Annotated in this window: 17 protein-coding genes; 3 read left to right on the top strand and 14 right to left on the bottom strand. The window is 61.2% G+C overall.

What is annotated here, in order from left to right:
* Positions 1–409 precede the first annotated feature (409 nt).
* Positions 410–661, top strand: a complete 252-nt coding sequence (locus tag V1280_RS00360; RefSeq protein ID WP_334517979.1) for a hypothetical protein — start codon at positions 410–412, stop codon at positions 659–661.
* Positions 662–869: 208 nt separating this feature from the next.
* On the opposite strand, the gene V1280_RS00355 is transcribed toward V1280_RS00360, so the two are convergent.
* From V1280_RS00355 to V1280_RS00320, 8 genes are all read right to left on the bottom strand, one after another.
* On the bottom strand, positions 870–1013 hold the full coding sequence (locus V1280_RS00355) for a hypothetical protein (RefSeq protein WP_334517977.1): 144 nt from the start codon (positions 1011–1013) through the stop codon (positions 870–872).
* A 309-nt stretch (positions 1014–1322) separates the two neighbouring features.
* The gene (locus tag V1280_RS00350) at positions 1323–1583 is read right to left on the bottom strand and encodes a ParB/RepB/Spo0J family partition protein (RefSeq protein ID WP_334517975.1); all 261 of its coding nucleotides are present in this window, start codon (positions 1581–1583) and stop codon (positions 1323–1325) included.
* A gap of 155 nt (positions 1584–1738) precedes the next feature.
* Complete coding sequence (locus V1280_RS00345) at positions 1739–2737, bottom strand: ArdC family protein (RefSeq protein WP_334517973.1); 999 nt, start codon at positions 2735–2737, stop codon at positions 1739–1741.
* A gap of 464 nt (positions 2738–3201) precedes the next feature.
* On the bottom strand, positions 3202–3417 hold the full coding sequence (locus V1280_RS00340; RefSeq protein ID WP_334517971.1) for a hypothetical protein: 216 nt from the start codon (positions 3415–3417) through the stop codon (positions 3202–3204).
* Between the two features lie 351 nt (positions 3418–3768).
* Positions 3769–4407, bottom strand: a complete 639-nt coding sequence (locus tag V1280_RS00335) for an acyl-homoserine-lactone synthase (RefSeq protein ID WP_334517969.1) — start codon at positions 4405–4407, stop codon at positions 3769–3771.
* 201 nt (positions 4408–4608) lie between these two features.
* Entirely contained in the window at positions 4609–5337 is a 729-nt protein-coding gene (locus V1280_RS00330; protein WP_334517967.1) for an autoinducer binding domain-containing protein, read from the bottom strand.
* A gap of 178 nt (positions 5338–5515) precedes the next feature.
* Complete coding sequence (locus V1280_RS00325) at positions 5516–6139, bottom strand: LabA-like NYN domain-containing protein (protein WP_334517965.1); 624 nt, start codon at positions 6137–6139, stop codon at positions 5516–5518.
* A gap of 100 nt (positions 6140–6239) precedes the next feature.
* Complete coding sequence (locus V1280_RS00320) at positions 6240–6563, bottom strand: ComEA family DNA-binding protein (RefSeq protein ID WP_334517963.1); 324 nt, start codon at positions 6561–6563, stop codon at positions 6240–6242.
* A 181-nt stretch (positions 6564–6744) separates the two neighbouring features.
* Between V1280_RS00320 and V1280_RS00315 the strand changes: the two genes are divergently transcribed.
* Positions 6745–7014 carry a hypothetical protein gene (locus tag V1280_RS00315; protein WP_334517962.1) on the top strand — a complete coding sequence of 90 codons (270 nt, stop codon included), beginning with the start codon at positions 6745–6747 and terminating at the stop codon, positions 7012–7014.
* 529 nt (positions 7015–7543) lie between these two features.
* On the opposite strand, the gene V1280_RS00310 is transcribed toward V1280_RS00315, so the two are convergent.
* The 4 genes from V1280_RS00310 to V1280_RS00295 form a co-directional block, all read right to left on the bottom strand.
* On the bottom strand, positions 7544–7858 hold the full coding sequence (locus V1280_RS00310) for a hypothetical protein (protein ID WP_334517960.1): 315 nt from the start codon (positions 7856–7858) through the stop codon (positions 7544–7546).
* Between the two features lie 260 nt (positions 7859–8118).
* Positions 8119–9567, bottom strand: coding sequence for a sensor histidine kinase (locus tag V1280_RS00305; protein ID WP_334538085.1), 1449 nt, complete (start codon positions 9565–9567; stop codon positions 8119–8121).
* Positions 9567–10238 carry a response regulator transcription factor gene (locus V1280_RS00300; protein ID WP_334538084.1) on the bottom strand — a complete coding sequence of 224 codons (672 nt, stop codon included), beginning with the start codon at positions 10236–10238 and terminating at the stop codon, positions 9567–9569. Before V1280_RS00300 ends, V1280_RS00305 begins: the two co-directional genes overlap by 1 nt.
* A gap of 1073 nt (positions 10239–11311) precedes the next feature.
* Positions 11312–13015, bottom strand: a complete 1704-nt coding sequence (locus V1280_RS00295) for a glycosyltransferase family 39 protein (RefSeq protein ID WP_334517958.1) — start codon at positions 13013–13015, stop codon at positions 11312–11314.
* 654 nt (positions 13016–13669) lie between these two features.
* Here V1280_RS00295 and V1280_RS00290 point away from each other — a divergent pair.
* Positions 13670–15244, top strand: a complete 1575-nt coding sequence (locus V1280_RS00290; RefSeq protein WP_334517956.1) for a hypothetical protein — start codon at positions 13670–13672, stop codon at positions 15242–15244.
* 640 nt (positions 15245–15884) lie between these two features.
* Here V1280_RS00290 and V1280_RS00285 read toward each other — a convergent pair.
* Together V1280_RS00285 and V1280_RS00280 are read right to left on the bottom strand one after the other, a co-directional pair.
* Positions 15885–16481: an ABC transporter permease subunit gene (locus V1280_RS00285; protein ID WP_334517954.1), complete on the bottom strand. Its 597-nt coding sequence runs from the start codon at positions 16479–16481 to the stop codon at positions 15885–15887.
* Between the two features lie 311 nt (positions 16482–16792).
* Positions 16793–17818, bottom strand: a complete 1026-nt coding sequence (locus tag V1280_RS00280) for an aldo/keto reductase (protein ID WP_334517952.1) — start codon at positions 17816–17818, stop codon at positions 16793–16795.
* Positions 17819–17940 lie beyond the last annotated feature (122 nt).

Below are 17940 nucleotides of genomic sequence, written 5' to 3'. Positions count from 1 at the left end.
AGACAGGCCGCTGGCACGTCGGTGGAGCACGATGCTCATGCGGAGGCTTGCTGGCCGGGCCGGCGTGCGCGAAGCGGCGACATCGTCAGCATTTGCATGCCGCGATGGCGAAGCCATCGTCCGGCCTCGCCCTCGCATGGCGAGAGACGGCGCAAAGTGGATCTGCGGAATCAACGCTCGGCAGAATGAGCCAGTTGCAATTGGCACAGCCGACGACGGGTTTGCACGCGCTCGAAGCGCAACGGACCGCCTCCGTCGCCGGTCAACCGACCAATGAACGCCTCATCAAGCTCTCGCGAGACAGAACGAGCCGTGCTTCATGCGATGCGTCGGGGCGTCGCAACGCTACGTCGTCTCGCCGCATTGAGCCATCGCAGCTCGCCAGTATCAATTTTGCAAAGTTTGTGTCATGTTGATGAAGCGCGTGTCGGTTCGCGGTGCGCGCAACACGCCAAAGACCACAAGAGGACGACATGGCAAAGAAAGCGAAGAAGGCCAAGAAGACGAAGAAGGCTGCAGCGACGAAGAAGGTCGCCAAGAAGACCAGCAAGAAAAAGAAGTAACGGCGCGCGAGCTCCTTGCGCGACGCTTCATGCCGGCGGCGTCTGACCGTACTATCGCGGGCGATGCCGAGCGTTCGATCAAGCTTCGTTCCGGCTGATCAACACGGCTTTCGATGACGAGACCGGACCCATGTGCAACTGGCTAGGGCGGCCGACGACTGATGCACATGGGCCCGGTTTTCACGAGGCGGGCAACAAGGCCGCCCTGTCCCACCTGCGGCCTTGCCCATCATTCCCAAGAGCCCGTTGCGCCAGTGATCGAGCAGGGGCACGTTTTCAATCGTGCGGGGGCGCACCTCACGAGCATCAGTGAACACCGAGGCCGCGGACCGAGACCAATGCCAGCAGCACCATCGTGCCCATCAGCGTTGAGCTGCCGACCGCGAGCTGCACGATAAAGCGTCGAACCGAGGCATTGACGTCCACGCAGATGCGGAATGCGGATGGCATTGGCAGGCTCCTTGGCTTTCGTCCGAACCTCATGGAGCCCCTATAATCCGAGTCGCAGCACGCCCGCTTCAGGCTTATTTCGTCGCTCTTTAGGGTCTCGTTAACGACTCGGGACCACTCGGCTTCCCCCCGCATTCTGCTGCGGCGGGCCGCCGCAGCAGAATCACGGCGGATCAGCTGGTCGCAAACAGCTGGCTGATTGCGCCCCATGCTTCCACCGCCTGAATGCTCTTGGTGCCGTCGTAAGGCGCCGGCGGAAACGCCATGTAGCGCGGCACCCAGCCCTCGGCCTTTCCCGCCCCTCGCCGCTCAGTCGCGGATGATCTGGCGCTGGGTTCTGGCGGTCTCCGACACATTGGCGTCGGCGGCCTCCTTGCGCGCGGCGAAATAGCGGCGCCTGCCGGCGATGATTTCAAAGCCGTTTGCATTTGGCCGGACCAATAGCGCTTGCAGGACGCCGCGGGCGCGGATCGAGGGCAGAATATCGCTGACGTCGGGCGCCTTGCGGGCGTGGCGCACATTGACGGCTGCGACCTTGAGGTCGCTCAAGGGAATGTGTTGCAGATCCATGGGGTTGCTCCTTATCCGTTGAGGTTGAGGTTGAACATGAAGGAAGGGCTCAAGGGCATTGCGCGGCCCACGGCGAGCCCGGACTTCGTGTAGGCGTTTCGAATGCGATGGATGGGGGCGCGCTTCGCGCGGCCGGATATCCGCCGCGCCCCGCGCTATGGCGTGCTGGGTTCGCCCTCGCGCTCCGGCGTCATTGCGGGCGGTGAACGGAACGAAAGCAGGAGGTCAGCCGCCTTCGAAGCCTTGCTCGCTGCACGAAACACGGCGCGGTTGTCCGCGCGCAGCACATCGATCCAGTTGCCGATATAGTCGACATGGCGAACGGTCGGCTGAATGGAAAGCGTGGCGCAGACGAAAGCTGCCGTTAGCTCGGCGACCAGTTCCTCGATGGCGTAGAGTTTCGAGCCGAAAGCACCGGTCTGGTCGCGGTCGAGCCGGCTGTGATGCCCGGTCCAATGTCCGAGTTCGTGGAATTTGGTGCGGTAGTAGTTGATCTGATCGAAGAAGGCCGGCTGCGGCGGAAGCTGGACGATGTCGGCGACGGGATCGTAGAACGCCTGATCGCCGCCGTGACGAATGTCGGCGAGCGTCGCCCGGGTCAGCGCCTCGGCTTCCGGCACGATCTGCCACTCGGGCAGTTCCGGCGCGTTCGCAAGAGAATGATCGGGCAGCCCCTCGCATTGCGCCACATTGAAGACCGTGTAGCGCCGCAGGAACGGGATCGTGCAAGCCTCCTCTCCCGCACCTTGCTCTTGTCCCCTGCCCTGCCCCTCGCCGCTGCCCCGTCCGCTTGATGCAGAGCGGGCCCGGCGCTCCTTGGGCGCGAACCTGTTGGCGTAGCAGACACCAACGCCACGCTCCCCCTTGCGCACCGATCCGCCGAGAGCCGTCGCCTGCCGAAACGTCAGCCAGTTCTGGGACGCGAAGCCTCCGTCAAAAAGGCGTCCCCACAGGATCAGAATATTGATCCCCGAATAGGCCCTGCCGCTCGCGGCATTGCGCGGCAGCCCCAACGCGCTGGGCGCGCCGCTCCCCCAGGGCTGCACCCACGGGACGATACCCTCCTCAAGCTCAGCGACGATCTTTGCGGTGACTTCGTCGTAAAGGCTCTTCCGCGGCGCCTCGGCGCAGTGGTTCTGTGCGATCCGTGACATGACGAATTCCCTCTCTCTTCCCCGCGCAGGTCCCCCGGAAGGCGGGGTGGGCGGCGAAGAGCGACCGGAAAGCCCCGAACGCGAGAGGCAGGCTGCACCGGAACGGCCGGAGCGACAGCGGAGGACCGCGTCATCGCAAGCAATCGTCATGGAATGCATCGAAGGGCGCGGTTGCGGCCTGCCGGTTCGGGGCTATACGGGAGCGCCGCCCACCCCGCCGCCCGGGGGACTCAAAAAAGCGCCGGCCGCTTGCGGCCGGCTCAACGCATCGCTCGATGCTGGTGTCCTCAAAGCGTGGCCGGACTTGCCGGCCCCAACGCCCGCCCGCGAAGACGGCTCTAGACCGCGCGTTCGTCGGAAGGCGAGCGCAGATCGCGCCACGACGCGACGCCAGAGGCCGGGACCTGCCAAAGCGCTTCATGAGACTCGTGCGTCGCGAGCGTGATCGCTTGCGGGGAGTATCGTCACGCCAACAATTGCTGGATTCTTGCGCTTACGGCTGGGTCGTCCAGGGACACCGACCATTCCAGCAGCGCCTGCCCGATCGTGGTGGCAAGGACGCCATGATGCGCGAGGCGATCCAGAACCAGAGAGCGATCAGCTTCCCGCCGCGCGACCGTCACATCCGAGAAGACCCGGACGTCGTATCCACGCTTTGCGCCGCCCAGCGCCGCGATCAAGACCTCCTCTTCCAGGAACGCGCCGCCCCAGAAAGACGACCCTGACATTCGCGTCGGCCAGCAGGTCCGTAAACCGCGTATCTCTCCACAGGGCGAGCGTATCGACGTCGAGCCGAGTGATAGAACCTGCGATCGGGTCCGAGAGCTCCTCGCAATCGCCGAGCACGAAAAGGGGCACGGCGAACAGCTTCTTGCAGACGGGAAGCAAGGACAGGCTCTTGGCGCGTCGCAAAGCGAGGGCCTCCGTGACGCCCGTCGGATCTGTCTGCGTCGCATTCAGGAGTATGATGCAGCTGTAGCGAGAATCGGCCAGCATGACGCAGGCTCCGCAGTTCGGATGTCCGGCTTGTCTCAAGCTGCCTTTCGCTTAGCGTCCTGGACGACCAGCACGGGTCCTTCCACGCCGGCGTGGCGATACATGGCTTCGAGCGCGTCTTGCGAATTGTGAAGGTATCCGGCAAGCGCCGTCGTCGAGCCGAGCACCTGCGGTTCAGCGAGGCGCTCCAGCGACCACCCTGCCCGCCGCAGGATACGTTCCATCCTGGTGTCGGTCACGGTGACGATTGACCGTGCGCCTTTTGCCTGCATGAACTCGATCATTGCAGCGAACAGCATGAAAGTTGCCCGATTGAGGCCATTTCGGCCAAGCTCAACTGCACGGCTCGTATCGACGCAAAATCTCGAGCTCTCGAGGATATCCTCGCTGCTCGGCGCCTCGCCTTCCCCCAGCAGCGTAGGAAACGTATCGGCAAGCATATTCGGACCGACGGTCGGCAGAAGCCGCACACAACCAACGACCTCATCTGTCGCCGACAGGATGAGGAGATAGTCTGGGTTGACGGCGTCGTAAATGTCGAGCTCGAGTTCCCCCGAGACAGACACTGTCCAGCCGAGCCGGTCTTTGAAAACACGCCTGCGCAGACGATACATCCCCAGCAGCAAAGCGAAATTCTGGCCGGCCTGACGATTGTCGAGAGCAATGGCGTGCATGGTGAGGCTCCTTCCAAGGGGGAGCACACCAGACCAGAAAGCCAGACGTTGCGCGCCTGTACATTTTCACAGGTCGAATGCATACGTCGGGAAGCTAGAGCCATTCTTAGCAAAGAGCGTGCGGCTCTTCCAAGTCGAATCGCGGGACGTGCGACAGCTTGCGCGTTCGACGTTGGAGATGAGATCGGTCGTGCGGCCGCCTTACGACAGGATGCCGCCGCGCATCGCTTTTGCGACACAATGTGCGGTTGAGACCGCATCAAGCTTGCGGCGAGCGTTCTCCAGATGAAACGCGACGGTACGTTTGCTCACGCCGGCAAGTATTGCCGTCTCTGACAACGTCTTGCCGCACGCCGCCCAGGCGAGGCACTCCTGCTCGCGCCGGGTGAGCGCTGCGGCGCATGCCGCCGGATCAGAACCGCGAGTTGGCGGCCAAGCGAGCCCCGCATGGAAATAGAATCCCGCCAGACGCACAATATCACGCGTGTCGACGAGCAACCGGTCGAGCCGCCTGAGAGGATCGTCGGTTGCCAGTGTGAACGCAGCCATTTGTCCGAAGCCGCCTCTGATGGGAACGGTAATGCCGGACCTGATGCCGAAGCTCGTCGCTTCCTCGAAGACTCTACCTTGCGCTGCGCCTCTTGGACGAATCGCCCCACCTGCGCCCCAACTGAACGGGTCACGCTCTACGCGCGCCCGCAGGACGACCGGATCGAGCCGATGATAGTTGAGACGAACGTAGCGGCTCGTCCACGCTTTCGGATAAGAAGAGCTCAGCTTCGGCGAGCCCTCAGCCAACTGCAAATATGCGAACCAACGAAACCCGAGGCCATGCGCCAGGCGCGTTGCGACCCGTTCGAATTCATCGTCGCACCTCGCCGTCAGAATGGCATCGGCGAACTCCAGAAATAGACGCTCCGCTTGCAGCATGCCCTCCCAAAGTCCATGACAGTTTAACACAGGGCAGAGTAAGGCGCCTCCAGCCGACAATTCGGTCGAACTGCTATCACGCACTGGAATCATCTTCGACCAGAACGATCCTTTTGCAGCCGGCATCTTGCAGTACCCCCACGATCACCTTCGGTCGACCTGTGCTTGCGAGTACCGTTCATCGGGCGCCGTCGCTGTTCGTATCCCGGCTCCTTTTTCTCATGACCGTTGCTGTCCGGATCTGGTCCGTCCCGCTTCGGACCGGGCGCGCGGGCTCCTCCCGGCCGAGCCTGGATTTCAATTCGATGAGGTCGATGAAGACATCGGCCTGCCGGCGCAATGAATCAGCGATCATCGGAGGCTCGCTCGAAATTGTCGAGATCACCGTAACCCGGACACCGCGGCGCTGCACTGCTCCGACCATCGCGCGCAAATTGCCGTCACCTGAGAAAAGCACCATCTGGTCGATCTGCTTTGCAAATTCCATTGCATGGACGGCAAGGTCGACGTCAATATTGCCCTTCACCCTTCGCGAGCCGCCCGGATCAAGGAACTCCTTGGTGGCTTTGGTGATCACGGTGTACCCGTTGTAGTCAAGCCAGTCGAGCAGCGGCCGGACAGTGGAGTACGCCTGATCTTCGCTGATTGCGGTGTAATAGACGGCTTGCAGCAACCTTCCACAGCCCCGGTATTCGTGAAGCAAACGCCTGAAGTCGACATCGAACCCGAGCGCCCTGGCCGTGGCAATGAGATTTGCGCCATCGATATAGAGCGCGATCCGGTCAGTGGAAGGAAATGACATTTATTCGCCCGTGCATGTGTTTCTTGCTGGTTCGCTCGATCCTGGGCTCGTCATCATCGGAAAAAGAGCGTCGAGAACGGCGTTTCCGCGTGCTCTCCCGCTAGAATGTGACCAGGTCCTTGATGACCTCTCTCACAAAAAACGGCACGACCCGTCTGGTGGCGAAGTCATTCCAGTCCACAAACTTCGATTTGCTCCTCGCCTCGATGATCGCTGTTGCACCACGAGCATTGAGGCGTGGGAGGTTCCGCAATTCGGTGGCTGTCGCGGTGTTTATGTTGATCTTTTCGACGGAGCGCAGCACCTCCTGCTTCGGCGAAACTTGATGGGTTGGGCTCGTCATTGAGGGGGTTATCTGCGCAATAGCGGCAGCACCGATGGCACCGCAGACAGCTACGCCAACGCAAATCGTTCTGACCAGCATGGATTGATTTCCTTTCATATCGCGAGATGACGCAACCCCACCCGCTGGCTGATGAAAGGTTCGCTTCATTACCGCTTGCTTACGCTGGACTCAATCACATTGAGTTCGGCCGGCGCGCGGCTCGCGCGTAATTGTATTGTAAGCTGCATGGCGAACGGTTCGAGGCACGGGGGTGTTTCGGATGCTGGACTTTGCGATCTTCAGTTTCTTGGTCGGAACGGTGTTCGGTCGACGCTTCACGGTGATCGTGCTCCTGCCTCTCATACTTGGTCTCGCTCTCGTGACCGTCGTTCTCAACACCCACCTCGCGCCGTCCGAAGGCGGGAAACGCTTTGCCGCTGGCGCGATCGCGCTTCAGCTCGGGTATCTCGCAGGATCGATCGCAAACGGTTGGCACTCGCGCAGACGCACGAAGGACGAGGGTCGCTGGGACGATCGTTCGGCCGATTGAACGGCAACGCACACGACCTCTTCTCGGCAAACCAATGTCTCGACATCCCGGCGCGGGTACGAACACATGCGTTGCTCGCGGCGGCGACGATGAGGCCTTCTGGTCCCGTCGATTCTGAATTGCGTCGGGCCGCTTGGCAGCTCCTGGGTACGGCCGCAGGCCGTTCGGTGGCGCGGGGCTGGCGTCGCGCTCCGAACGGCCTGCCAATCGAGCGGCGCGCACGATGAGCTTGCGCTGCCGCTCGCGACACGATTGGCTGTTATTCGACCGTCTTGCCTGGCGAATCCGGAGATCAGATACGCGGAGCACGCTTGATACGGAGATTAAGCGACGCCGCGGTCCACTGTTGAAGCAATCGCCGGATGATCAGAGAATGCTCGGCTCATCTCGGTTTGTGGCGAGACGCTCGCGGTCTTCGTCACTGTGATTTCAGCCCGGGCAAGGAACGGCGGCCCGCTTCTGATCCGGGCGGCCGACTGCGCCTCGGCTCGCCGCAGGCTTCGCCGGTCCGGCGCCTGCCACAGTCTTGCTAGTCGTACCAGGATCCATATTCGTACACGTCGTAGCCACGTCCATAGCCGCGGTAGCCGACGGGCGGCACGGTTTCGTAATGGTACACGCGAATCCGGGGACGAGCTCGATAGACCGTCACGTAATCGTCGCCCTCATAGATGGCGGAGGGCGGCGGGTTGGGATCGGCGATCGCTGATCCCGCTATGGCGCCAAGTGCCAGGCCACCGATCACGCCGGCAGCGATCGCACCACCATCGCCGGCACGCGCCATGGATGGCGACGATCCAAGCCCCACCGTTATCACAAGCGCAAATATGGTCGACCTCTTCATGCTGCCTCCTGTTCGATGTACCGGCAGCAGTCTATCGATCCACATTACCGGAGAATTACCGCAACGCCCGTCGAACAAAAGTTACGCCTCCAGATAACCCGTACTGGACGCAGCGTTTCGCAAGCCCCGCGGAGCTGGCGATGGTCGTGGCACATCGCAAGGCTATCGGGCTATGCGCGAGACCCTGGACGAATGGACGATTAATCTCTCTCACGGCGACCGGACGTTTCGCGATGGACTGCGGAAGGAACGGCATCCGTTCACTTGACCGAGAGACTTTCACTCGTTGGCATTTTCCAGTGAAATTCGTCCTGCTCGGCCGTGGTCGATTTCGCATGACCTTGCTCAATGGGGAACGTCAGTTCGACCGTCGTACCACCGCCTGGGGTCTCGCGGATCGCGACACTGCCTTGATGCATGGTCATGACCTGGAAGACGATCGAGAGCCCGAGGCCGACGCCTTCGGCCCTGGTATTACCTCGCCGAAACGCATCAAACAGACGCTCAGGTTCTCTGACCTGGAGGCCACGGCCGGCATCGATCACCCTCAGTCGGGCCGGTGCCGCCACTTCAATCAGGATCGGTCGACCGGTCTCCGCGTGGTACACTGCATTTCGGATCAAGTTCGAAAGCGCAACACCAATAGCTGTCTCTGAACCTTGCACCCACTGGGGCCCGCCAGGCTCTTCGAAAGCAATATCGCAACCATGTTTCAACGCCGTTGGGACCTGCTCTGCGGCGGTTCGGCGAGCAACCGCCACGAGATCAACCTTGGTAAACTCGGCCGGTTCAGCGGCGATCCGCGCCAGCTGGAACAGCATTGTAACAATCGATGACAGCTTCTGATTCTCTGTAACGAGCCGCGTGCGGAGCACCGGATCCTGGACCTGATCGAGCGCCGTTCGTGCGTTGGTGAGCGGCGTTCTCAGCTCATGCGCTGCATTGGCCAGAAAATTGCGTTGTGCCTTCGATGCCACGTCGATGCGCGAGAGAGCACGATTGAACGCCTTTACGAGCGGCAAGAGTTCCGCTGGCGTACCCTCCTCCGGCAACCGACGTCCGTGTGGAACGCCGTCGATTGTTTCGGCTGCGGCGGCAACGACTCGAACCGGGTGCGCGATCAAGGCCGGTACGAACACCAGGGCAGCAAAAGCCGTGGCACCCAAGATTAGAAGTATGGGAAGCGCAACGATGGTGGCGTCGGTAAGCGTGCCTAGCATGAGCTGCGTCGCAGTGTAGGCGACACCTCCCGTTTCGATCCTCACCTCACCCACTGCGGTGTTTCTGATGGTGGCCATCTTTCTTAGATTTAGACTTCTTGTGTTACCATCGATCGCATAGGCTAACAGGCTTGTTCCCTCTTGCAGGCCGAAACCCTTCGGGGGACGCCACTGGGGTATCGGCCCGAAGGATACTTCGCTCGTCTTGTCGGACACCACGTACCAGAATGATGGGAAGTTGCGGACAAAACCTTCCAATCGCGGCGTCTGCTTAACTATCAATTGGCCTTGATCGTTGCGTCCAACGGCGACAGTCAGCGCGTTGGCCACATCTGCTGCGCCCCAAGTCCCGTCGTCGTCCCCGCCAAAACGGATCAATAGGGCCGCGGCGCAGACCAGCATGACTGCGGTCACCACGCCGATGAGGGTCGCCGCCAATACCGCAATCGATCTGTGCATGCTTGATATGGTTTTCCACCTCAACAGCATCATTCACCGCTCAGGAGGTATCCCAAGCCACGAACTGGCTTGATGGCCACGTTGCACCTTGCTTCGCGAAGGCGACGCCTTAGTCGCGAGACATGGGACTCGATGACGTTGGATGAGACGTCGTCATCAAAACCATAGGCCGCGACTTCAAGGGTTTCACGCAGAACGACTCTGCCCGCGCGCCTGACCATCGCCTCGAGAATTGCCAGTTCGCGTCGCGGGACCACAACCGGTCTCTGGTCGATGTAGACGGCGCGATTGACGATGTCGTAGCTCAAATTGGCGATGGAAACGACGGCGCCGATGTCGAGGAACAGACGACGCAAGACTGCTTTCGCTCTCGCAATCAACTCGATCGGCTCAAATGGCTTTGCCAGATAGTCATCGGCTCCGTCGTCCAGAGCGCGAGCGATATCGGTGGGATCGTCAAGTGCGGTCAACACGAGTGTCGCCGGTCTCGGCCGTTGGAGCCTTAGGTCCGCAAGCAGATTCAATCCATCGCCATCGGGCAACCCGCGGTCGATGACCACCAAATCGAAATTTCGTACGACCACCGCTGCGCGACCTTCGCTCAGCGAAGTCACCATGTCTGACGATCCGAACGCGACGGTAAGTGCGTCCCGAAGCCACGGTCCCAACTTGGGATCGTCCTCGACAACCAAAACTCGCACCGAAATCTCCCGATCCTTCTGCACCGCCTGGCGCCCTCTAAGGTTGTAGTACCAATACGGCCAATCACTGAAAGCTTGCGACAACATTACGGCAGCCAATTTTGAACGATTCAAACACTCCCCTCATCCGAACCACCCCGACCATCGACGGCCTTGTCCCTGCGGCGCTTCAATCGAAGCCATCCATGGTCGATCGATAACGACCTCAACGGAATAACCTTTTGCGTCAAGCAGTTGCAGGGACTTGCTGCCGGTATCGCGAGGCCCAGGATGGCCCGCAGACGATCACGCGATCGCCGCGTTTGAAATCATGGTTTCGCCGATCGCCGATCCAGCCACCGGAGCAACGTGAGAATGGCCCAGATCGAGCGAGGGTCGCGTACAGAAACCTTGCGTCTTCTCTCTGCCACGATCGCAAACTTTCATCGTGTGTTCTTGCCGTAAGGCAACCGTAAGCATCCCCTCCCAGTTTCCGCGCCCAATAGAGCTTCGCAGGTGAGATCTGGATGGGTGCGTGGCTAGTGAAGACGTTTTCTTTTTACAACTTGACTCTGCAGAACTGGATGGTGATTGCGATCTTCATTGCTCTGGTTGCGGTCATGTTCGCTTGGCGGATGAAACAATAGGCATTGGTCGGGCGATGACGTCGCCCAGTGAAGGGACGCACCGCGACTACCCCGCACACCACATGCGCGTCGGGGCTTCGTCTCGTCGCCGAGACCGCAGAAGGAGCCAGGGACGTCGTGGGCAGTTGTTGCGCTTAGAACGCTCAGTTGGCTGTCGCGGTCGATGTCCGGTAATGACGGCGACGTTCGCATGTGCAGGCGGGATGGATTTAGGTGTCATTTTTTTACGAGGGGAATTGCCCGCCCCCTTCTCGATCTGCCGGGGCCGCGTTCGCCTGTCACTTTGCGCTGCACGGCCTTTCGACCAAGACTTTCGCCGCCCCCGCTCGCCCTGTCAGCGGGTAGAGCGAGAATGCGTCGAAAGAACGCGACGCTTCATCTCGCGCAACACTGATCCCGCAATCGTCTCGACTACCCGCTTTCGCCAGTTCGTCCTACAACAACGCCCTAGGTAGCCCCGCCGGCGTCTCCTGAAGAGTTGCCTGCGTCCAAGCCATCGCGCCCTCCCTTCGGATGCCCAGCGCAACAATCGATAGCCGGAGCATGAACAGTCTGGCCTGGATGAACCAGTAATACGACAAACGAGAACGCCTTACCGCGATTTCCGAGAAAGGTCTTGGACACGTTGCTCAGTGTAAGGCGCGTCGTCTTCAGCGACTGAAACCGGTCCGTCTCATCGAGGCACGTTTTGTCGTCAGAAACACAGATGATTGCCAACCCGTCTTGGCTCAGTCGAGCATCGTCGATCCATGGCGCGCTCGTCGTCGAGAAGTCGATGAAGTGGCTCGGATGGTCAGCGCTGTAGAAGGTCGTCGCCAGTGCGTAGCTTTCGGTGCCTGCCACGATCCGGAGCGGAGCCGCCATTTGCGCATGCCATAGCTCTGTCAGCTGACGCGCGACGATGGCACGCGGCTCGGCAAAGTGTCGATGATTGTGCTTGAACTTCAAGTCAGCGGCCGGAAGAGCAACCAGCAGGGCGCCGCCCATCACCAGACCAATGGAAAGGCCAACGGCGCACATCGACCGAAGCCCGCATTTCGCCCGATCGAAAATGATCCAGACCAGCGGCATCAGGGAGAACAACGGCAGAGCAAACTTTGTGGAAAGGCGAATATTGCCCAGCAGCGACACAAGTACCGTAACCAGGACCGGCGCAACAGCCAGAGCTGCGAGGAGTCGAATTCTCGGCCGACCGATGAGCGCCCGAGGGCTCGTCGATGCCAACCCCCATGCAGGCTCGCCCAATTTGCGCCGAAGCGCGACTAGCAGGATGACAAGAAAGCCGTGCTGCAAAATGATGCCAGCCACAACTGTTGCGGCCTTTCCGGCCACGAACAGGAACGAGTACTCTGTTTTCGTCGACAGATAATCGATTGGCCCGCTCGATACCTCCAACAGCCACGTCACATGCGGAGCGAGGCATGCGCCAAACACGAGAACGGTCACGTAGGGCGCAGCACTCCGAAAGTAGGCACCTGCGAGGGGGCTTGCGATTGCGGCGACCAGACAACTGACCAACAACACGCCTCCGAAGTATTTGGAAAGCATCGTTGCGGCGGCAAGAGCCCCGAAGCTCACGGCCGGGACGAGACGGCGCGTTTCAAACGACACGATGAACGCATAGATCGTCCACGGCCATACCGACAATTCGATCGAGTTGGCATTATAGGTGAAGGCAAGGAGATGATAGAACGGGACCAACTCAAGCAGCACGACCGCCGCAAGACGACGCGCACCTGTGACATATCGGCCGGCGATTGCCCAGACACCAACAAGCCCGACGGCGGAATTGACCACCGATAGCAGGTAAAACGCCCAGTCGGTCGCTGGAAATATCGAGAACCAGGCCCTGGCGATCCAAGCCCAGAACGGCGGGTGTTTGTAGTAGCCCCACCGAAGCTCGCGTCCCCACGAGAAGGCTTCTGCCATGTCGTTATGGATATCCGATGGAGCATGGAACAACAGTGCGACGGCCCACCAGACGCAAACATGCAGCGCCACCACGAATACCAACGGAAGTATTTCAGTGTGGTCAGCGAACCAGGGGACTTGCAGCCTTTGCAGACCCCGCTGAATTTGAGAGCGTAGCCGTTCTATCAGATCGACAATCGAGCTGACTCCAGCCTGTGGAGTCCGCATCAGCATTGTCATCAATCCTCCTACCAAGCGTGATGGATGCGACGGCTTCTCGGACTGCTAGATTGCCGTCGTATTACGCCGCGATCAGTCGCCTGCCTTTTTCTGGGAAGATCGAACGGAGCGCTCGGGCTGTTGTCGTCCTGATGCGAGACGCCCTCGGAACTTGGCTTTCGAATAGGTTTTGACTGCCCCTTACAACGAGCTCCTACGAGTACTTTCGAGCCGGAAACCATTCAGCCGGCGTCGCGGCAGGATCGATTGAGAGAGAGAGCTGACACTTCCGATGGGAGCAGCCGCATACGTAACGTTCGCGTAATGTTGACGGCGTTCAACTTGGTCGCGCGTCGCCACGCCCAGCAGCAAATAGCTTCCATGTCTTCAGTGTGGATCAAATTCAGAATTGGTGGGGCAATCGCAAGTAACAACACTGTCCAAGGCCAACCTCCAAAAGCTTGCCTTGAACCCGATTTGTAACTCTGACGGAAGCTGTCACTCATCGAACAGTCACGGCGAATGAGCACATGCTCTCGGTCCAATCCGAGCACAATCCTGTTGAAGCCGTTTGTCAGATCTTCACCCGGCATGTGCAGCAGCCTTCGCCAATCCCTTCCCCGCCACCGTGCGCGGCTTGACGCACAGAACGATCGCATCAAACGGGAGATGCCATTGCGCACCTACGCCAAGCTGTCCAAAGTTCTCGCTCTTGGCCTTTTCGCCGCCTCCACCTCGCCGGTCTTGGCGCCGATCGGCGTCTCGACGTCGGCCCTGGCGGCATCGCCCCGGGCCGGCGATGCCCAGACATTGCTAACCGACATGCACCGCGCTCTGGCCACGGTGGTTGTCGCCTACGAGCAGACCCCCGCGGCCAGGAAAACGCGCGCAGACGCTTTAATGCTCGAGAGCGCGAAGGAGACGGCGACGGAGCTCGGCCGGCTGAAGACCGCGATGGCCGACCGCCAGCCGCAGCAGCTTTCGCTGGCGGTTCGCCGGATGTCCGAAGCCGTCGGGCGGCTCCAGGGAACCTATCGCATGGCAGCGGTCGGCGACCGTACCGTCGCCGAGGGCGTGCGCGCACTCATCTCCGGTTGGGCTGCGTTTTCCGCCCATTACGCACTGGCGAAGCCAGCGAAGACGCGGACCAGCGCCGTCACGCCAGCGCAGCTGACGGAGTTGCGCGAGCGTGTCGCAAGTTTGGAGTCGGACATGCAGCGGCTGCGTTCCAACGCGGAGCACAACAAGACCTTCGTCCGCGACGTTGACTACGTCTACGTGCAGGTCGAGCGTCTACGTCGCCAGCCGATCACCATCGACACCTACCGGAGCACGATGCTGACGCTGGCCATTATCAACGGCACGATCACCGGCTACACCATCGTTTCCCATGTCTATTACCCGGAATATTACGAGGCGCTGCGAGTCGAAACCGAGGCGGCCGCCTTCTACCGGGGCGACTGGAGCGGATATTACGACGGCTACTACGGTGCCCTCACGGACGATTTTTACGACCAACGGTTCGATCTGCCGCCGACGACGGTCGTGAATATCGACAATAGCCTGACGCAGAAGGTCGATGTCTATGTGGAGCAGAACATCATCGTGCTCGCCGACGATGCCGGGCGCTCCGCCGAGGCAACTGAATCCCTACCCGCGAATGCAGTGGACATTGCCAATCAGCCGCCCGAGGCCATAGAAGATCCGGCGGAGGCCGCCGGGCGCATCGCGGAAACCCTACCAGCCCCAGCCACGTCCAAGGTTGAGCAATCGACGACGGACCAGCCCGCGGCACCGCCCGAGCAGATCAAGGAAACCGATACCGGGGGGGCGGATGCTGGGCCGCATCCCGACGCCAGGATCGAAGAGCCCACCAAAGCCCCACAGGGCGACGATCGCGACCACAATCCGGACCAGGTGGACGAAGCCAGCGATAAGCCGGGCCCGGGCCTTGTCGAACCGTCGCCGGCGCGGCATGACGCCCAGGACGAGGCGGCCGTGCCGGACCGGCCCGGTGCGCCGACTGCGCCCGCAAAAGAGACCGACACCGATGGTCCCGATGCCGATCCGCGCCCCAATGGCAGGATCGAAGAGCCGACTTCGGACAAAGCGCCGCAGAACGATGATCGTGATCGCAATGCAAGCCAGACGGAAGACGCCGGCGCCAAGCCAAGATTAGGCCTCACCGAGCCGCCGCCGGCACCGACCGCTCAGGACGAATCGGCGCGGACTGAGCAGCAGGCGGGATGAGTAGGCGCCCCTTTCACCTGTCGGTGACACATTTATTGTCTGCGACGAGCCAGCGGAGGCGCCCGCCCGCACGCTCAGCTGGACAGTGGTAGGAGTTGCGACGCCCAGCAGCTCATCGCAGTGTCGTTTCCCGACCTGCAGCCAGCGTCGCATGCGCGTCTCGTCGCTGCCGTGCATCAGTACGTCCCGAACGCGCCCGATACGGCCCATCGGCATACCAAGACATGACGCCCATGCGAAAACTGACGCGAGTTTGGCTGGCGTCCCATCCTACGCAGCGACATTCTACCCCTGGATGAACAGGACACGCCGTGCCCATTGGCGTGCGCCAGAGGCGCATCGCCCCCGTGAAATGGCACCCGGGCCGCGTGAGCATAGCGACGCCGAAGGCGGCACGCGGGACGAGTGTAGCGAGGAGACCGGTTAAAAGGGCACCCGACTGGATGGGCAGTGATAGCGGTCGCCGAAGGCGAGCCCCTCCAGCGAGTGCCCCCGGCGAAGAGCACATCAGCTCTTGCGCGATGGGATCGTGACCCGGATGGGACGAGGCGCAGACTCGGCAAGCGCAGCTTGTAGAGCCCGGTCCGCATTCGCGGACGCGCACGCTCGAACGCCCTCATTTTTCATCATCCCGCCCCCGCTAACGTGCTCTACATTGCCCCATCGCTGCTGCACGAATTACGGCTGAGCATGCGTTGAGTTGGGAACAGTCGAATACCCCACCGCCAAGCGATTTCACCCCAGACGCCCTTCGGCATGAACAACATGACCAGGATCCGCGATGGTGCCGAGCACGATATAGGCCGCCATATTGCGCTAGATAATTGATCAGGCCCCACAACATCAGTACGCCGATCATCGGTCCTTCAATGGTTCTGACGCCGCCGATCACCACGATGAAGATGACGTAGGCGGTCCAGTCGGTGACGCTAAAGGCGGCATCCGGCGAAATCCGCGCCTTCTGCAGGTAGACCACAGCGCCGACCATGCCTGTAGCGAACGCGACGACGATCGAGAGCAGATACCGGATACGGTCGGTGCGGACGCCGACGCTCCGCGCGGCCGCGGCGTTGTCGCGGCTGGCCGCAAATGCGAGCCCCATTCGCGAGCGGACAAAGGCGGTAATGCCGAGCGTCACCATCACGGCGAGCAGCAGCGCAATCCAATAGATCAGCACATCTCGCGCAGCCGCAGGCCGCAGGCCGAACAGCACCTGCGCCCATTTCAGGCCCATCATCTGAGACAGATCCGATGGAGAGATCGACATTCCGGTGCCACCACCGAGTGTCTTGAATTGCGCGCAGGGCGGAAGGGGTGTCCGGTCAACCTCTTTGATCTAAATCGCTTTTTCTCGCACTTGAAGTGACGCGAAGAAACCCTGGCGCTGCCCGAAGGCAACATGGTGACATCGCCCCCTGCCGGCCACTCGATGGGCGCCGCGCGTCATCGTCGGCATCTTCCTCGAACGCTGCATGGTCGGCGATTTGACGACGGGCGCCGGGAAAGGGCCACGAGCCATCGGATCGATTCAACTAATATTTGTCCGTTCTACCCCGGAACAGGTGCTTCCGCGTCCAGCAGGCGCGCGGCCTTGAGATCGCTCCAGAGCGCGGCTGGCACTCTGGTGGTCAGTGCTGCCACGTTGCGTTCGATCTCCTGCGCGTTGTGCGCCCCGAGCACTACGCTCGCGACTGCGGGATGGCCGAGCGCGAAATGTAGCGCGGCCGTCGGCAGCGCTACGCCGTGAGCTGCGCAGATACGCTGGATTTCAGCAACCTTCGATAGGATCTGCGCCGGCGCATCCTGATAATTGTACTTGGCGCCCCTGATGGCGCCCGTCGCCAGGATCCCCGAATTGAAGACGCCCCCGAGCAACACCGCGATGCCCTGCTTCAGCGCAAGCGGCATGAACTCCTTGAGCGCCGGCTGCTCCAGCAGCGAATAGCGCCCGGCGAGCAACATCACCTCGAAGGATCCGGCTTGCGCAAAGCGCACGCACATCTCGGCTTCATTGACGCCGATCCCGATGCCAGCGACCACTCCCTCCCCGCGAAGCTTGTCGAGCGCTACATAGGCCCCGGACATCGCTTCGCGAAACCGGTCCTCAATCGCGTCCTTGCCATGGGTCCACACATCGACGTCATGGATCAGCAGCAGGTCGATGCGGTCGGTGCCCAGCCGCAACAGCGACTGTTCGACCGAGCGCATGGTGCCGTCATAGGAATAGTCGACCACGGCCCGGTGCGGCTGCCCGCCGGCAAATCCGGACCGAGTCTGCGGCTGATGAAATGGATCCATCCAGCGACCGGTCTTGGTGCAAAGCACCACGTCCTTGCGTGGCACACGCCGGAGCGCCGTCCCACAGCGATGTTCCGACAGGCCATTGCCATAGTGCGGCGATGTATCGAGCAGATTGACGCCGAGCTCGAAGGCGCGGCTTGCGGCGGCGATCGCAGTCTGGTCGTCGAGCTCGAGAAAGAGATCGCCGAGCGGCGCGGTTCCAAACCCGAGGATAGAGGCCTCTAGCCCGGTCCGGCCAAGCGTGCGGCGTGGCAATGCTGATTGTGAAACCATGGTGGATTGCTGCCTTCTCAGCCTCTCAATGGCGCGCCGGTCTCATTGCTGGTGGCGCGTAGCGTAGGACTTTGCCGTTACGTGTCAACGCGATGAGTGCGTGCGTTGCGCAAGGCTGTTCC

Source organism: Bradyrhizobium sp. AZCC 2230 (assembly GCF_036924495.1).
GTDB classification, from domain to species: Bacteria; Pseudomonadota; Alphaproteobacteria; order Rhizobiales; family Xanthobacteraceae; genus Bradyrhizobium; species Bradyrhizobium rifense.
The sequence above is the reverse complement of the archived record's forward strand: the minus strand, read 5'-3'. Positions and strand labels throughout refer to the sequence as shown.